The organism is Candidatus Neomarinimicrobiota bacterium, from assembly GCA_018651745.1.
GTDB lineage: Bacteria > Fidelibacterota > Marinisomatia > Marinisomatales > TCS55 > JAAZYX01.
Genome location: JABIDL010000022.1, coordinates 49,503 through 64,792, shown reverse-complemented (window position 1 = coordinate 64,792; position 15,290 = coordinate 49,503). Strand labels below are relative to the sequence as shown.

Here is a 15,290-nt window from a genome sequence, read left to right as displayed (position 1 = left end):
GAAGTTAAGGGTTTCATTCTGAATTAGGAAATAGTTACATTTTTTCTCTATTGAGAGAAGATAAAATAATTCCTGCAGCCATTGCAACATTTAGAGATTCACCATACCCAACTTTTGGGATTGAAAGTGCTTGATAATTTTCAATGAGGATTTCTTCTGAAACACCTTTTGGCTCACTCCCCATTACTAAAACCCAAGGTTTTGCGATGGATTTGAATTTATTTATGGATTTTCCGCCTATTTCTGCGACCAAAATCTTTCTTGTATTTTGGTGTAGCCAGGATGTAGAAATTTTAGAATAAAAATTGGAATAGAAATGTGCACCCATTCCTGAACGAACCACTTTTGAATTGTACGGATCGGCACAGGTTTCTGATAACACAATGTGCTTTACCCCAAACCATACGGCCGTCCGAGCGATGGTTCCCAAATTCCCGGGATCTCTTACGCAATCAAGATAAATACAATTTTCATTTTTTTGAATAGAGGAAATGTCTTTTTTGGGTATGCTGCACAATGCCAACACTCCGGAGGGCGAAACAGTGCTTGAGATTTTTTGAGCTAGGCGTTCATCAACATTTTCAATTGGAATTTTGTGATCATTAGCCGCCGTAATTATGGATTCTTCCAATTCAGATGCTGAATATAGCTTTACAATATCCGCGCCGGATTCAAGCGCTTCCGCTATAATCCGTTTACCCTCAATCAGGAATTGCTTATGCTCATCCCTGTATTTTTTTATGTGAAGAGACGTGAGCCTCTTTATTTCCTTTTCATTCATTTTCTATAATCGAGCGGAGGATCGCGATCGCCTAACAGAGGATAATATTCAAAATTAGGCCCACGGCGATCGTTAAGATCTTTCCAGGCGTCTTGAATGAGTGCTGGGTTTTGATAGAGGTGTACAGCGCTTAGTGCGAGCACCTTCGCTGCATTAATCATTCCTTTATGTCCAATGCTCATTCCCCCGCACGCTACAGCTTGCCAAGAATGTGCTGGTGTCCCCGGCGCCCAAGTTGCCGTTCTGAGCCCGGCTGTCGGCACAACCCACGATACTCCACCAACATCAGTAGATCCCCGTCCGGTTTTTTCTTCAAACGGCTGAATCTCTTTTTCACTTCCCAATTCACGCCAGGGATTATCAAGAGTAGCCCTTATGGATTTAGCAAATGCAGTTTCATCTTCAGAATAATACACACCTCCAACTTGAGTTAATTTTTCCAATACTACATTGGCTAAAGGGTGATTTGGCAGTAATGGACGATTTCCATGCATAACTTCGTATTGAAGGGAAGTTTCAGTCCCGATTGCCGCTGCTTCTGCTGTTTTAATGACTCTGTCCCAAATCTTTTCCATTTCTTCCACTTGTGGGTGCCTCACATAATAATATACTTCAGCATTTTCGGGGACGATGTTAGGGGCATCTCCGCCTTTGGTAATAATATAATGAATCCGCGCAGGTTCCGGTAAATGTTCCCGCATGAGGTTCACCATATAGTTCATACTTTCAACGGCGTCCAAAGCTGATCTTCCCATTTCCGGCGCGCCCGCAGCATGAGCCGCTCGACCTTTAAAGCGAAATTTTGCAGATTTGTTAGCCAAAGAAGATGAGGGACTTGCATCATTACGGTCGGATGGATGCCAGTGTAAAACAGCATCGACGTCGTTAAACAACCCAGCGCGAACCATATACACTTTCCCCGACCCGCCCTCCTCTGCAGGTGTGCCGTACAGCCGAACGGTTCCGCTTGCACCAGTTACATCCATCCAGTTTTTTACTGCTACAGCAGCGGCTATAGATCCGGTTCCGAACAAATGGTGTCCGCAGGCATGTCCCGGCATTTCTTCTTTTATGGGTAACCTCTCTGGCTGTGCCGATTGCGACAATCCAGGTAGCGCATCCATTTCGGCTAAAATGGCGATGACCGGTTTTCCGGTACCGTAGCTGGCAATAAAAGCTGTTGGGATATCTGCTACACCAGCGTTTATTGAAAATCCTTCATCGCGTAGATGGGCTTGCATGAGCTCCGTTGTTTTCTCTTCCTGATATCCAACCTCAGCCCAACTCCAGATTGTATAGGACATTGCCGCATATTTTTCGGATTTTCCATCCAGAAATTGCAAAACAGTATCTTCCGCCATACCCAAATGGAACAACATAAATATTACTGCAATTCTTGGTATGTATTTCTTTATAAGCATGGTATTATCCTTTATTAAGGTTTTGTGTAAACAATCGTTCCGCTCACAATTGTAAATAAAACATCTGTTGATAAAATTTCGGTACTATTTAATGATTCAATCGGTTGAGACAGTACGGTAAAATCAGCAAAAAACCCTGCTTCTATTTTCCCCAAACTATTTTCTTGAAAAGATGCATAAGCGGGCCACTCAGTAAATGCTGAAATAGCCTGTTTTATAGTCATCCGCTCTTTCGGAATCCATCCAGATTTTGGTTCGCCATACTTATTCTGTCGTGAGATAGCCGCATAAATTCCAGCAAGAGGATCCGGATGTTCAACCGGAGCATCTGATCCTGCGGGGACCATAGACCCTGCCTGTATCAAAGACTGCCAAGCATACGCACCCTTTAACCGATGAGGTCCAAGTCTCAGTTCGGCCCAAGGCATGTCACTGGTGCAATGTGTTGGTTGCATAGATGGAATTACCCCAAGGCGCCTGAAACGGGGAATGTCGTCAGGGTGAATAATCTGTGCATGCTCAATTCTGTTTCGCAATTCTGGCGTTCCATTGATCTCAAAAATATCTAAAGCTTCCCGGTTTGCTCGATCTCCAATACAGTGGATATTTGCCTGAAATCCAGCTGCGTTAAATTGTGCTACTTTCGTCCTAATGGAATCCGGATCAGTTAGAAATAATCCTCTGTTTAACCCATCATCTGAATAAGGTTCAATTAATGCAGCACCTCGTGATCCGAGCGCTCCATCGAAATAAATTTTTATGGATCTGAATTGAAGAAAATTACAAATTTCAGGGCCGGATTGCAGGAATGGATTGACCACTTTTGGATTATCATCCAGCATAGCATAAACTCTAATTTTCATTAATTTTTCATCCCGCAGTTGCTTTAAAGCTTCGATAACTGAGGCGCTTACTCCAGGTTCATGAACTGAAGTAATTCCTAGGCTAATGAGAAAATCTTGTGATTTTATAATTTGCCTTTTTTTATCATTGATATCATCTTTTGGAATATGTGAAGAAATAAGATCTATTGCGTTGTCAATGAAAATCCCTGTTGGATTTCCACGGTTGTTTTTTAGAATTCGCCCGCCTTTTGGACTAAGTGTTTCGTTTGTAATCCCGGCAATCTCTAGCGCCTTAGAATTGACCCATGCAGCATGACCATCGATTCTCCGTAGGAAAACCGGAATATTTGGTACGATCGAATCCAACATTTCTTTGGTTGGGAATTCGTTATTTATCCAATCATTCTGATCCCAACCTCGGCCCGAAATCCAATGATCATCATCAACTAGGTGATTGTCTAGCAACGTTAAGATTTCCTCTGGACTTGTTGTACCTACAAGGTTTATTTGTTCTAAAGATGCACCGAGCCCGGCTAAATGTAAATGGGCATCTGCAAACCCTGGATATACAAATCCTCCCTGCAAATCAAAAACAATATCCGGATCAAACCCCTCACTATTATTGAATGAAATTATTTTACCATCTTTTACAAAAATTTGTTTCACGTCCGGGTTTTCGTAGATGTTGCAATTTTTAAAAAGAATTGTAGGTTGTGCTGACATCATCATCAGATTAAGTAAAATTAATATTAGTTTCATGTGTTTTTCCCATTGTAATAAAGAGGGTACAATTCCTTTGATTGGTTTATTGAACCCTACTAATTTCAGAACTTATCATCAAAAGAAAAAAAAGTTTTTTATGTCTAAAGGAGTTACCCCACAAAGTAATGATTATGCCACATGGTACACCGATGTGGTAATTAAAGCCGGGCTTGCAGATTATGGTCCCGTAAAAGGAACTATGGTTATTAAGCCGTACGGTTTTTCTCTTTGGGAGCATATTAAGCAATCTTTAGATAATATGTTGTCAGAAACTGGGCATCAAAACGCCTATTTCCCACTTTTCATTCCAAAATCATTTTTAGCACAAGAAGCAGAACATGTCGAAGGGTTTGCAAAAGAGTGCGCCGTGGTAACTCATACTCGTTTGAAAATGATTGATGATGATCTGGTTGTGGATCCGGACTCAAAGTTAGAAGAAGAGATTATCGTTCGTCCTACGTCAGAAACGGTAATTTGGTCGATGTATAAAAAGTGGATTCAATCGTACCGCGATCTCCCAATATTAATCAATCAATGGGCGAATATTGTAAGGTGGGAAATGCGAACTAGGCTTTTTCTTCGCACGACTGAATTTTTATGGCAGGAAGGTCATACTGCCCACGCTACCCCAGAAGAAGCGGAGGATGAGACTCTGAAGATTCTTGAGATTTACCGAAAACTTGCGGAAGATTTTTTAGCATTACCTGTGTTGACAGGAATAAAGTCTGAATCGGAAAAATTTGCCGGAGCCGATAGAACGTATTGCATAGAAGCAATGATGGGGGATAAGCGCGCATTGCAGGCAGGAACATCACATAACTTGGGACAAAATTTTGCTAAAGCATTTGGTGTCACATTCCAAACAAAGGACAATAAAGAAGAGCTTGTGTATGCAACAAGTTGGGGAGTGAGTACTAGATTAATTGGCGCAATTATTATGGCACATGGTGACGATAAGGGGCTTCGACTTCCGCCAAAAATTGCACCTGTTCAGGTCATTGTTATTCCGATTGGAAAAACAGATCAAGATAAAACGACTGTGGGTACCTTTATTAAACCTATCGTTGCAACGCTATTAAAATGTGGTGTTCGGGTGGAAGTTGATAATAGAGAAGAAAGCCCGGGGTTTAAATTTAACGATTGGGAAATGAAAGGTGTCCCACTTCGGCTGGAAGTTGGTCCAAGAGATGTTGCAGGCGGCACGGTTGTATTAGCTCGGCGAGATACCGGAGATAAAACATCCATTAAATCAGAAATTATTTTAGCGACCATTTCTCAGCTTCTTGATGAAATTCAAAATGGTTTATATCAGCAGGCTCTATCTTTCCGAAATGAAAACACACAAAAAATTAATTCATATGATGAATTTAAATCCTTTATTAAAGATAGCGGTGGTTTTGTAAGATGTGGATGGGATGGCACCGAAGAAACAGAAATGGCCATAAAAACCGAAACCAAAGCTACAATTCGCTGTATTCCTATTGATAGTAATCCAAAGGGATTGAATTGTATTTATTCCGGGGAACCGGCAAAACATGAAGTTGTTTTTGCAAAGGCATATTAGCAATTAATTCTAATTGGATAGCGTCGGATAAAGCCCGCGCATGATTGTTTCCACGCCGGCTGTTGTCTTAAAACGATTTCCCTATGGTGATACCAGCATCATTGCCAGATGTTTTACAAAGGACTATGGGAAGATCAGTATTATTGCTCGAGGTGCGCGCAGAAAAAAGTCAACATCTTCTGCCCATCTTCAGCCGTTGTCTTATCTAGATTTGATGTTTTATCATAAGCCTAACAGAGATTTGCATACCATGTCTAAAATAGGGTTCCGTGAGAGATGGTCGATGATTCAGGATGATATGAAAAAAATATCTTATGGAATGGCTATACTCGAAATAACTGATAAAACACTCACTGGAGAAGATCCTCACATAGATTTATTTGAAGAAATGATTCACGTTCTTAGATTGGTGGACACACAACCAATCAGGTTGAATATGGTGTTTTGGTATTATCAATTAAAGTTGCTGGAAATTTTGGGTTTCAAACCGGATCTTAAAGCAGATAAGTTTATTATATCTACTTCTTCAGGTTTGGTAAAATCAGACAATGCTATGAATATATTAACCTATTTACAGACCACCCGAATTTCGGAGAGTTCATTTGTCAAAGAAATTGAATCTTTCAAAATCCCGGCAAGCGATCGCAAAGCGATAAGTAACTACCTCACTACCCATTTTCGGATTCACTTTGACGGTTTGGGAGAACTAAATGCAATCAAAGTGATGAGACAAATAGTCCAATAAAATGAGTGAGAAAACCATTAGGGGTATTTTACGCCATTCGGATTCTGAAACATTTGTGGAAGGGTCAGATGGAGAAAAATACTATAAAGACAGGATAATATGGGATGGATATTTATCTCATTGGAAAGATAAGCGGGTTTTCGCTCGCGAACTTTCGCAAAAAGATTATATGCGCGAAGAGCCTATTATCATTATGTGGCCGGACGACCCCGACCCCGCTAATCCGGTAGTTGATTTATATTATAATGAACGGTTGGTTAAATATCGGACATCAACCTTTGGTCATAATGCCATAAGCGTGAATGGCGAAATATTTAACTTTTCGCACTTGTTAAATGAAAATGAAGTTATCACTAGTGAGGAATATTTTTATCGCCCTGCCTTGGGAGAATTTGCTCCCTCTCCCGAAAGTGGAATGTTTGAGTTGGATGTGGATGGTCGAGATTATTATGATAAATTTGGTAGGAACTTCATGCGAACGATTCATGTATTGAGACTTACCGGAATAGATACAGATAAATTAGCAGGCATTTACCATCGCGAACTTAAAACCATACATTCTACCCCAACTGACCCGAAGCATCCAGAAAAATATAGGGACTTCAAGTTTTGGAATCGCAGTTGCGCAACCATTATTCGTGATGGGCTCATTGAATACGGCATTGACAATATTTCAGGTTTTTTACCGAGAGATTTTTTTGTGAGTACGCTATATGGAGCGCTCATGTCCAAGGAAAAACTAGGTATTAGCGTAGAACTTTTCACGATGCCTCAGCTTAATGTTCCGGAGGCTTCACCAAGCGCAATGACGCCTTTATTGAATCCCCTTAACAAAAATAAACTAAAAAAATCACTAACCTTACTTGCCCAATGAGATATCAATTTCAATCTGAACATGGGAATATTCCGCATCGACCACGAATGTTTACAGATGCAATTAAAACCTTGATTGCAATTAATCTGGGATTGTGGGCACTATCTACGTTTGGTCAAAATCAAATTGACTTAAGTACAATATTTGGATTATCCCCCGGCACCGTTTGGCCAAAAATCTGGCAACCGATTACCTACATGTTTATTCATGGTGGATTTATGCATGTGGCTATCAATATGTTTGTTTTATGGATGTTTGGGTCAGAAATGGAAAATATCTGGGGGCGGTCGGAATTTCTCAAATATTATTTTCTTACGGGAGTTGGATCAGGATTGATTTGGTTATTAGTAAACGCAGGAAACTCCGCAATAATCCTTATTGGCGCGAGTGGTGCGGTATATGGTGTATTGCTTGCTTACGGACTCATGTTTCCCAACCGCACCGTTCTTTTATATTTTATTATTCCTGTAAAAGTGAAATGGCTTGTAATATTTTTGGGAGTAGTTGCGTTCCTATCTTCAATGACAGCCACATCAAATATTAGTCATTTAGCCCATTTGTCCGGAATGGCTATTGGATATATATATTTAAAATATTCACACTATTGGAAAGGATTGTCTATTAACTTTAGGCGAAAAGTAGTCAATATTAAATCTCAAGTAGAGGAACGAAAAGAACAGCGCCGAACCATGTTAAAACAAGAAATGAACCAAATCCTTGATAAAATGAATCAATCTGGGTATCAGGGCCTCGGCGACTACGAAAAAGAAAGACTGCAAGAAATTAGCCAACTCTTATCCGAGGAAGAGAAAAAAGATTGATATCTTGCCCGACTCTTCTGCAATATCATAACGTAAATAATTCAAAACATGATTAGTTTGGAGCGAAAATGGATTTTGGGACAGCAATAGGACTTTTATCAGGTATAGCCATCATTGTGGTTGGTGTGCTTCGTGGAGGTGGAGATCTCTACTGGTTTTTCAATGGAAATTCGATATTAATAGTATTGGGTGGAACCCTTGCAGCCACTCTCGTTAATTATCCACTAAAAAATGTTTTGGGGCTGTTTAAAGTATTCAAGAATGTTTTCATAGCTGATAATCATGATTATCTTGGTACAATTACCGAATTAGTTGAAAAAGGAGAAAAAGCACGGAAAAATGGTGTTCTTTCTTTGGAAGCGGATTTACCAACAATTGAGGATCATTTTTTAAAGAGCGGGATTGAGCTTGCCATTAACGAACGCGATCCGGGCCGATTAAGGAATTACTTAAACCTGGAAATGAATAACATTCAACAACGTCACGGCATGGGACAGGAAATATTTTTCTACATGGGAGCGTATGCGCCAGCGTTTGGAATGTTGGGGACTGTAATGGGACTTATTGTGATGATGAATAATTTTGGAGGTTCCGGTGAGGTGGACAGTATGAATTTTGATGTCGCTCAAAAATTTGCAGAACTTCTAGGTGGAATGGGGCTAGCACTCATTACAACTTTTTATGGAGTGCTTCTTGCAAATCTTCTTTTTTTGCCGATTGGTGGAAAACTGACACGTAAATCTCAAGAAGAAATAATGCTTAAAAATATTGTTGTTGAAGGAATTATAAGTATTCATGCCAAAGAACACCCCATTCTAATGCGTGAAAAACTTATGACGTTTGTTCCTAGATCTATACGACAAGATGAGGATTGATAAATGAGCTCCGGCGATTACGGTACCACGGCAAAAGAGGCCAAGGCTCAAAGCACTTCATGGGCGATAACATATGCTGATCTTGTTACGCTGTTATTAACATTCTTCATTTTATTACTCGTTATCCTTAACGATGCTGAAAAACACATTGATAGAGTTATAAATATGTTATTAGACGAAACATATATTCAACTCAAAGAAAATGTGGAATCATCTTATGTGTCAGTTGATAGAGTAACAAAAGGAGTCAAAATCACCATGGCTAGTGGCAAACTTTTTCAATCTATGGATGCTGAAGTGCAGCCGATTGTCTATCCTTTGCTAAGGCAGATAGGCGGAATTATTCGTGTATCAAAAGTGTTAAATGTTTACGATGATGATAAATACGTAAATCTTTTATCTGCTATTGAAAAACGCGGAGGCTACCTGAATGTAGAAATACGATGTGAGGGGCATACGGACGATTTGTCGCTACCCGCCCGTGCAAAATTTAAATCCAATTGGGATCTTTCCACATCCAGAGCTTTGAATATTGTAAAATTGTTATCCGACTTTTCACGTATAGAAGAAAGTAAATTTTCAGCAATGGGGTATGGCGAATTTCGGCCTGCTGTGGATATTAACGGTATGGGGAAAGCAAATGGAGAACTGTTAGATGCGAGGGCAAAAAACAGACGCGTTGAGATATATCTTGATGCTTTTATAAAAACAAATACACTTACGCTATAAGATATGTTTTGGAAAAAAACTATCCTCTGTTTTACAGCTTCCTTTTGGATGATTCAAGGGCAGGAAACAGAAGTAATTAAAAAAACAGGCGTTTATCCAAACCCAAGAGTAAATAAAAAATCTGCAGTTGGGCAAATTTATCCCGGAACAAAAATTATAAAACTAAAGAAAGACAGATCGGGGAAATTTGTAAAAGCAACATTAGAATTTTATATCCCTATTGAATATCTAGAGGAAGGGCGGGTAGCGCTAGCAATCGGAGAAGAACAGTCCGCAGATAATGCAAAATATAAACTAATAAGTGCCGATAAAAATGGGAAACGCATTAAGTTAAAGCTAAAAATTACCAATACTCACCAATCTAAGGATTTAGATTTTTCGGCGATGGCTCTCATAAAATTAAAAGAGTCCGGAGAAAGGAAAGGCGAGTTAAATCCATTTGAGGGTAAACATCAAGACCTTGCAATTATCGGGCCCAAAAAATCTGTGATGGCAGAATTGATTTATGATTTTAAATCAAAACCAAAAGGGGTTGAATTAATGTGTACCGGGAAAATGGGTGGCGATCGAGTGTATTTCTCTCTTGGGTTTTAAGATCCTGAATCTTTCTCGATTACTTTAAATACTTTTTCACCTTTTTTCGCCATTCTGAATTTTTCACGGGCTAGTTGTTCAATATAATCATAATCAGTTTCCAGCCTGTGTTTTTCACTTTCTAATTTAATTCTTTGATTCCGAAGTGAATTAATCTGTTCTTGAGTTTCTGCGCGTTCATTGCGTAATTGGTAAAGTTGCAGAACGCCATGGTCCCCGAAAATAAAAATTATTAAAAGCGCTACGCCGCCAAGGATTAGAAAAGCCCGAATGATTTTTCTTTGCAAATTTGCGGATGATTTATTTCTGTTCGCCGTTCTTATTTTTTGTCGCCTCCTCATGACTTTCCCAACACATTCATACCGGCGAAAATAGCGTCACTACCAAGTTCTTCTTCAATCCGAATCAATTGATTGTATTTTGCAGTTCTATCTGTTCTTGACGCCGATCCCGTTTTAATTTGTCCGACAGCGGTTGCTACGGCAACATCGGCAATAGTTGTATCTTCGGTCTCGCCGGATCGGTGAGAAATAACGGCGCTATAACCTGCATTTTTGGCTTGTTCAATGACTGCCAAAGTTTCGGTAAGTGTTCCAATTTGATTCAATTTTATTAAGATTCCATTCATTGAATTTTCGTTAATGGCCCGGTCAAGTCGTTTAGGATTGGTTACGGTGAGGTCGTCTCCAATTATTTGGATTTTTCCACCGAGCTCTTCCGTTAGCAATTTCCAGCCGCCCCAATCATCCTCGTTCAACCCATCTTCTATTGAAATGATAGGATATTGGTTTACTAAATCACTTAAATAAACCACCATTTCTTCTGAGGATAACGACTTATTTTCAGATCTGAGCTGATATTTTCCATCTTCATATATTTCATTAGCCGCAACATCCAAAGCGAGCGGCAATTGAGAATGCCCTGCCTGCTCAGTCGCTTCTAAAATGATTTCCACAGCTTCCTCGTTAGAACGCAAGTTAGGTGCAAAGCCACCTTCGTCTCCCACCGACGTATTTAACCCGCGCTTTTTTAAGACGGATTTCAAATGATGGAATGTTTCTGTGCCCATTTGTAGCGCCTCTGAAAATGAATGGGCTTCTACGGGGAACACCATGAACTCCTGTATGTCTACATTGTTGTCGGCGTGGGTTCCACCGTTAAGGATATTCATCATTGGAATGGGAAGGAGAGGATTTAAACCGCTTGATAAATGTTTGTAAAGAGGAATACCCTTGCTCGTAGCGGATGCTTTTGCGGCTGCAATCGAAACACCTAAAATTGAATTTGCACCTAAATTTGATTTATTGTCTGTACCGTCAGCATCAATTAATGCTTTATCTAGCTTCGATTGGTTATTAGGATCGAGTCCAATAACAGCAGGCGATAAATGGGATATGACATTTTGTATAGCAATATCAACACTTTCCCCTAAGTATTTTTTTGGATTTTTATCCCGTATTTCTACAGCTTCGTAGGTCCCGGTAGATGCACCGGATGGAACCGCAGCGCGTCCCAGAGTTCCGTCAGATAAAATGACATCCACTTCCACTGTCGGATTTCCTCGAGAATCAAGGATAGATCTTGCTATAACGTTTTGTATAAGGATTTCTGCCATTGTTTGCCTTAAAGCTAGGATATCAAATTAATGGGACTGTTCCCGAGATACAAGTTAGATTGAAACAACTGTTTATCTATGGAACTAACCCTCGGCATTATTAGTTTCATTTCGAATAAATTGATGAATATCAAACCCTATAACGAGAAGGACGCAAAGTCGTGGGATAATTTTATATCCCAGTCCAATAACGGAACTTTGTTCCATACGCGAAAGTTTTTAAGCTATCATCCATCTGGACGATTCAAGGATCATAGCCTGATTCTTTTGAAAAAGGGAATTCCAATAGCGTTATTTCCCGCTGCCGAAGTTATTAACGATTCTGGCAGATTTCTTCATTCACACCCTGGGGCATCCTTTGGATCGTTGATTGTTCAAAGCGGATTAACATTTTCTGATGCTGAAGAAATTACCGATACATTAATTGAGTATGCAAAATCGACTGGATTTGATGGTATTCGACTCACACCTCCTCCCATGATTTACCTTGAGAGTCCATCTGAGTACATGAATTTTTGTCTCCTGTCAAAAGGATTTGAATATGATCAAAGGAATGTGACCAGCATTCTTGAATTAGAATCATCAGAAGAATTGATATTAAAAAAGTTCAAACCGACCCACCGCACTGCGGTTCGGAAGGCTGAAAAATCAGGTGTTAAAATTAGACCAAGCAACGATTGGGATATTTTTTACGGCATTCTTGAAAAAAATCTGAGCATTAGACATAATGTTTCACCGACCCATTCACTTAAAGAATTAAAGGTGCTCGCAGAATTTTTCCCTGACAAAATTGTTTTATTCGGCGCATACTTGGGCAATGATATGATCGCGGGCGTGGTCAATTTCCTTGTAAAGAAGAATGTCGCCCTTGCGTTTTATATTTGTCATGATGAATCTTTTCAAGAGCATAGGCCTATTAATTTGTTATTTTTTTCCATTTTTAAATGGGCGATTAATAACGGTATTACTACTTTTGATTTTGGCACATTTACTGTGAACGGAGCGCCCAACAGAGGATTGGCCCGATTTAAGGAAAATTTTGGCGCCAGCGGCGTCTTCCGAGATACGCTTGCAATTCGTTTGTAGTTTCAATTAATCATTGATATGTCATCTTTACTTAAATTAGGCAAACAGTCAATTGTTTACGGGTTTGGGCATTTCTTTACTCGGTTTATAAATTTTTTATTATTGCCGCTTTACACACACCGGTTATCGCCTGAAGAATTCGGCGTTGTCTCACTTGTGTATGCTTTTATTGCCTTTACCAATATCATTTTTACTCATGGAATGGATGTCGCATTTATGCGGTTTCGGGGGATGGAAAAATATAATGATCATAAAAAATCAATATTTTCTACCAGCTTTATCTGGCTTCTTTTCACAACTTCAGTGTTGGGATTCACCCTTTATTTTTTCAGAACTTCGATCGCAAGCATTACTGTGGGAGTTGAATATGTAAAATTAATTCAGCTCTCGGTTGGTATTCTTGCCTTTGATACTCTGATTTCCTTACCCAAAGTACTTTTTCGATTAGAAAACAAACCGTTCAAATTTGTTTCAGTAGAATTGATCCATGTATTAATTGTTCTTGGTTTAAATGTTTGGTGGATTGGCATCTTGCACTTAGATCTTCAATTTATTTTGATCAGCAATCTAATTGCATCAGCGGCAGTTTTTGTTTTTGTTTTACCTACAATTATAAAATCTCTAGAGTTTCATTTTCATAAAAAATGGTGGAATGAATTGTTCATTTTTGCCCTGCCATATATTCCATCGGGATTGGCCAGTATTCTGAATGAACTGATAGACAGATATATGATAAAATGGTTAGTTAATGAAAATGCTGTTGGTTTATATAGCGCCAGTTATCGCCTAGGGATTTTTATGCTCATTATTGTGATGGCATTTAAATTTGCTTGGCAACCATATTATTTGAGCCAAGCAGACAAAGAAGATGCTCCTAAATTATTTGCTCGCGCAGGAACATATTTAATTTTGGTTACTACTTTTCTGTTTCTGTTTTTATCCTTTTTTATAGAATATTTGGTTCGCATTCCAATTTATGGGAAACCGATTATAAGCCCGATTTATTGGGACGGTCTCAGTATTGTTCCGATCATATTGCTCGCTTATATTTTTTTGGGAGCGTTTTTGGTGCAGCTACCTGGGATTTATATAAAAAAGAAAAATAAATGGATACCGGTTTTAAATGGTTGTGCGGCTGTCATCAACATTATAATTAACCTGATATTGATACCAAAGTATGGATATAAATCTGCAGCTGTTGCAACGCTCGCAGGATATTTTACGATGGTTGTTCTTCAGTATTTGGTGGTCGTGCGGTTCTACCCGCTCTACTGGGAATGGAAAAGATTGCTACGGATTGTTCTTGTTGGCAGCGTTCTTTTCTTCAGCTGGATGGGAACCGGGGAAACGTGGCAGATCGGTTTACTAAATCTCGGATTATTTCCTGTATTATTATGGGTTTCTGGATTTTTCACGCAAGATGAAAAACAGTTTTTACAATCGCGAATAGGTTTGAAAAAATGAACATTTGCTTATTAACGACTAATCCTAATCCTTACGATGATCGTATTTATTATAAGCTTGCCCGGTCAATTAATAAGGTTGCAAATATTTCAATTATAAATCCCCGCATTCAAAAAGAAACGATTAACGATGTTAACATTATTGGGAAAAACCGCGAAGATCAAACCAAAGACTCCGCGTGGATTTTTAATCAACTAAAAAGTATTAAACCCGACATCATTCAAGTAACCGAACCGCTTTTATTGCCACCCGCTGTTAAATACAAATCTGACAATAGTGTAAAAATTATTTATGACCCAGCGGAAGATTGGAGTGCTTTGTACCGGGAATTTTCAAGAAAGCCAATTCCTATTCCGCAAATATTGGGTTTGGGTATTCGTCAGTTGGAAAATTGGTTTTTGCCTCATGTAGATTTTTTCATTGCCAGCGATGATTGGCTATATGATTATTATCAAGCTAAAGGTTCTTGTGCTCTAATTTATAATTATCCCAATAAAGATATTTTCATCATGGACGACAGCGCAATAAATCGCCGACCTTTATCCTGTGTGCATCACGGCCAATTGCGCAAAGAAAGAGGATTGTTTTTAATGATTGATGCGATAAATCTGGTTGTAGAAAAATATCCTGATGCATCTCTTGATTTGGTAGGGCACTTTTCTTATCCTGAGGAAGAAGAGCAAGTTCATAAAATTGTAAAAGAATATGATTTATCGCAAAATGTAAATATTTCTGCGCCGATTTCGCATACAGAAATCCCCCAACGGATTTCTCAAAGTGCGATTGGGCTTTTGCCTTTTTACAATATTGACAAATTCCGGAATAACATTGTGATTAAGATGTTTGAATTCAGCGCGTGCAAATTGCCAATCCTATCGTTTGATCTTCCACCATCAAGAAAATACATTGATAGCATAAATTGCGGAATTTGTGTAGAAGTAGATTCCTATGAAGCTTTGGCAAAAGGAATTATTCAACTATTTGAAAATGAGGATCAATATGAATTATATAGTGAAAATGGTTACAAAGCCTTCCTTGAAAAATTTCATTGGGAAGCACAGGAAACCCAGTTATTCGATGTTTACACATCGTTGATTCAAAATATATAATGCCC

General features: G+C 39.1%; 15 protein-coding genes. 10 read left to right on the top strand and 5 right to left on the bottom strand.

The genetic code is table 11. The features are described from left to right. Window positions 1-34 precede the first annotated feature (34 nt). From HOD97_03825 to HOD97_03815, 3 genes are read right to left on the bottom strand one after another with little or no spacing between them, the layout of a single operon-like run. Complete coding sequence (locus HOD97_03825; protein MBT4280731.1) at window positions 35-781, bottom strand: RNA methyltransferase; 747 nt, start codon at window positions 779-781, stop codon at window positions 35-37. Then, window positions 778-2,202, bottom strand: a complete 1,425-nt coding sequence (locus HOD97_03820; GenBank protein ID MBT4280730.1) for an amidohydrolase — start codon at window positions 2,200-2,202, stop codon at window positions 778-780. The genes HOD97_03825 and HOD97_03820 overlap by 4 nt, the downstream gene beginning before the upstream one ends. A gap of 14 nt (window positions 2,203-2,216) precedes the next feature. After that, complete coding sequence (locus HOD97_03815; GenBank protein MBT4280729.1) at window positions 2,217-3,806, bottom strand: amidohydrolase; 1,590 nt, start codon at window positions 3,804-3,806, stop codon at window positions 2,217-2,219. Between the two features lie 100 nt (window positions 3,807-3,906). Here HOD97_03815 and HOD97_03810 point away from each other — a divergent pair, with 100 nt between their 5' ends. The 7 genes from HOD97_03810 (at window position 3,907) to HOD97_03780 (ending at window position 10,011) form a co-directional block, all read left to right on the top strand. Continuing rightward, window positions 3,907-5,373, top strand: a complete 1,467-nt coding sequence (locus HOD97_03810) for a proline--tRNA ligase (GenBank protein MBT4280728.1) — start codon at window positions 3,907-3,909, stop codon at window positions 5,371-5,373. Window positions 5,374-5,413: 40 nt separating this feature from the next. Further along, window positions 5,414-6,118 (top strand): DNA repair protein RecO, encoded by a 705-nt coding sequence (gene recO / locus HOD97_03805; protein MBT4280727.1) that lies wholly within the window; start codon window positions 5,414-5,416, stop codon window positions 6,116-6,118. A gap of 1 nt (window position 6,119) precedes the next feature. After that, window positions 6,120-6,992 carry a hypothetical protein gene (locus HOD97_03800; GenBank protein ID MBT4280726.1) on the top strand — a complete coding sequence of 291 codons (873 nt, stop codon included), beginning with the start codon at window positions 6,120-6,122 and terminating at the stop codon, window positions 6,990-6,992. Then, on the top strand, window positions 6,989-7,813 hold the full coding sequence (locus HOD97_03795) for a rhomboid family intramembrane serine protease (GenBank protein MBT4280725.1): 825 nt from the start codon (window positions 6,989-6,991) through the stop codon (window positions 7,811-7,813). The genes HOD97_03800 and HOD97_03795 overlap by 4 nt, the downstream gene beginning before the upstream one ends. Before the next feature lie 68 nt (window positions 7,814-7,881). Next, window positions 7,882-8,688: a motility protein A gene (locus HOD97_03790; GenBank protein MBT4280724.1), complete on the top strand. Its 807-nt coding sequence runs from the start codon at window positions 7,882-7,884 to the stop codon at window positions 8,686-8,688. 3 nt (window positions 8,689-8,691) lie between these two features. Further along, window positions 8,692-9,417 (top strand): OmpA family protein, encoded by a 726-nt coding sequence (locus tag HOD97_03785; GenBank protein MBT4280723.1) that lies wholly within the window; start codon window positions 8,692-8,694, stop codon window positions 9,415-9,417. 3 nt (window positions 9,418-9,420) lie between these two features. After that, a complete protein-coding gene (locus tag HOD97_03780) occupies window positions 9,421-10,011 on the top strand; it encodes a hypothetical protein (GenBank protein MBT4280722.1) in 591 nt (196 codons plus the stop codon). Here the strand turns inward: HOD97_03780 and HOD97_03775 are convergent. Beyond that, window positions 10,008-10,352: a septum formation initiator family protein gene (locus tag HOD97_03775; GenBank protein ID MBT4280721.1), complete on the bottom strand. Its 345-nt coding sequence runs from the start codon at window positions 10,350-10,352 to the stop codon at window positions 10,008-10,010. The two genes, HOD97_03780 and HOD97_03775, sit on opposite strands and share 4 nt — an antisense overlap. Beyond that, the gene (gene eno, locus HOD97_03770; protein MBT4280720.1) at window positions 10,349-11,626 is read right to left on the bottom strand and encodes a phosphopyruvate hydratase; all 1,278 of its coding nucleotides are present in this window, start codon (window positions 11,624-11,626) and stop codon (window positions 10,349-10,351) included. The genes HOD97_03775 and eno overlap by 4 nt, the downstream gene beginning before the upstream one ends. A gap of 123 nt (window positions 11,627-11,749) precedes the next feature. Here eno and HOD97_03765 point away from each other — a divergent pair, with 123 nt between their 5' ends. Genes HOD97_03765 through HOD97_03755 form a run of 3 tightly spaced genes read left to right on the top strand, consistent with a single transcriptional unit; the run spans window position 11,750 to window position 15,285 of the window. After that, entirely contained in the window at window positions 11,750-12,712 is a 963-nt protein-coding gene (locus tag HOD97_03765) for a peptidoglycan bridge formation glycyltransferase FemA/FemB family protein (GenBank protein ID MBT4280719.1), read from the top strand. 18 nt (window positions 12,713-12,730) lie between these two features. Continuing rightward, window positions 12,731-14,176, top strand: coding sequence for an oligosaccharide flippase family protein (locus tag HOD97_03760; protein MBT4280718.1), 1,446 nt, complete (start codon window positions 12,731-12,733; stop codon window positions 14,174-14,176). After that, entirely contained in the window at window positions 14,173-15,285 is a 1,113-nt protein-coding gene (locus tag HOD97_03755) for a glycosyltransferase (protein MBT4280717.1), read from the top strand. The genes HOD97_03760 and HOD97_03755 overlap by 4 nt, the downstream gene beginning before the upstream one ends. The last annotated feature ends 5 nt before the right edge of the window (window positions 15,286-15,290 follow it).

What these genes read in the sequence shown, in the direction of transcription:
- HOD97_03825 (MBT4280731.1), bottom strand. Translation starts at nt 781, where the DNA reads ATGAATGAAAAGGAAATAAAGAGGCTCACGTCTCTTCACATAAAAAAA.
- HOD97_03820 (MBT4280730.1), bottom strand. Translation starts at nt 2,202, where the DNA reads ATGCTTATAAAGAAATACATACCAAGAATTGCAGTAATATTTATGTTG.
- HOD97_03815 (MBT4280729.1), bottom strand. Translation starts at nt 3,806, where the DNA reads ATGAAACTAATATTAATTTTACTTAATCTGATGATGATGTCAGCACAA.
- HOD97_03810 (MBT4280728.1), top strand. Translation starts at nt 3,907, where the DNA reads ATGTCTAAAGGAGTTACCCCACAAAGTAATGATTATGCCACATGGTAC.
- recO (MBT4280727.1), top strand. Translation starts at nt 5,414, where the DNA reads ATGATTGTTTCCACGCCGGCTGTTGTCTTAAAACGATTTCCCTATGGT.
- HOD97_03800 (MBT4280726.1), top strand. Translation starts at nt 6,120, where the DNA reads ATGAGTGAGAAAACCATTAGGGGTATTTTACGCCATTCGGATTCTGAA.
- HOD97_03795 (MBT4280725.1), top strand. Translation starts at nt 6,989, where the DNA reads ATGAGATATCAATTTCAATCTGAACATGGGAATATTCCGCATCGACCA.
- HOD97_03790 (MBT4280724.1), top strand. Translation starts at nt 7,882, where the DNA reads ATGGATTTTGGGACAGCAATAGGACTTTTATCAGGTATAGCCATCATT.
- HOD97_03785 (MBT4280723.1), top strand. Translation starts at nt 8,692, where the DNA reads ATGAGCTCCGGCGATTACGGTACCACGGCAAAAGAGGCCAAGGCTCAA.
- HOD97_03780 (MBT4280722.1), top strand. Translation starts at nt 9,421, where the DNA reads ATGTTTTGGAAAAAAACTATCCTCTGTTTTACAGCTTCCTTTTGGATG.
- HOD97_03775 (MBT4280721.1), bottom strand. Translation starts at nt 10,352, where the DNA reads ATGAGGAGGCGACAAAAAATAAGAACGGCGAACAGAAATAAATCATCC.
- eno (MBT4280720.1), bottom strand. Translation starts at nt 11,626, where the DNA reads ATGGCAGAAATCCTTATACAAAACGTTATAGCAAGATCTATCCTTGAT.
- HOD97_03765 (MBT4280719.1), top strand. Translation starts at nt 11,750, where the DNA reads ATGAATATCAAACCCTATAACGAGAAGGACGCAAAGTCGTGGGATAAT.
- HOD97_03760 (MBT4280718.1), top strand. Translation starts at nt 12,731, where the DNA reads ATGTCATCTTTACTTAAATTAGGCAAACAGTCAATTGTTTACGGGTTT.
- HOD97_03755 (MBT4280717.1), top strand. Translation starts at nt 14,173, where the DNA reads ATGAACATTTGCTTATTAACGACTAATCCTAATCCTTACGATGATCGT.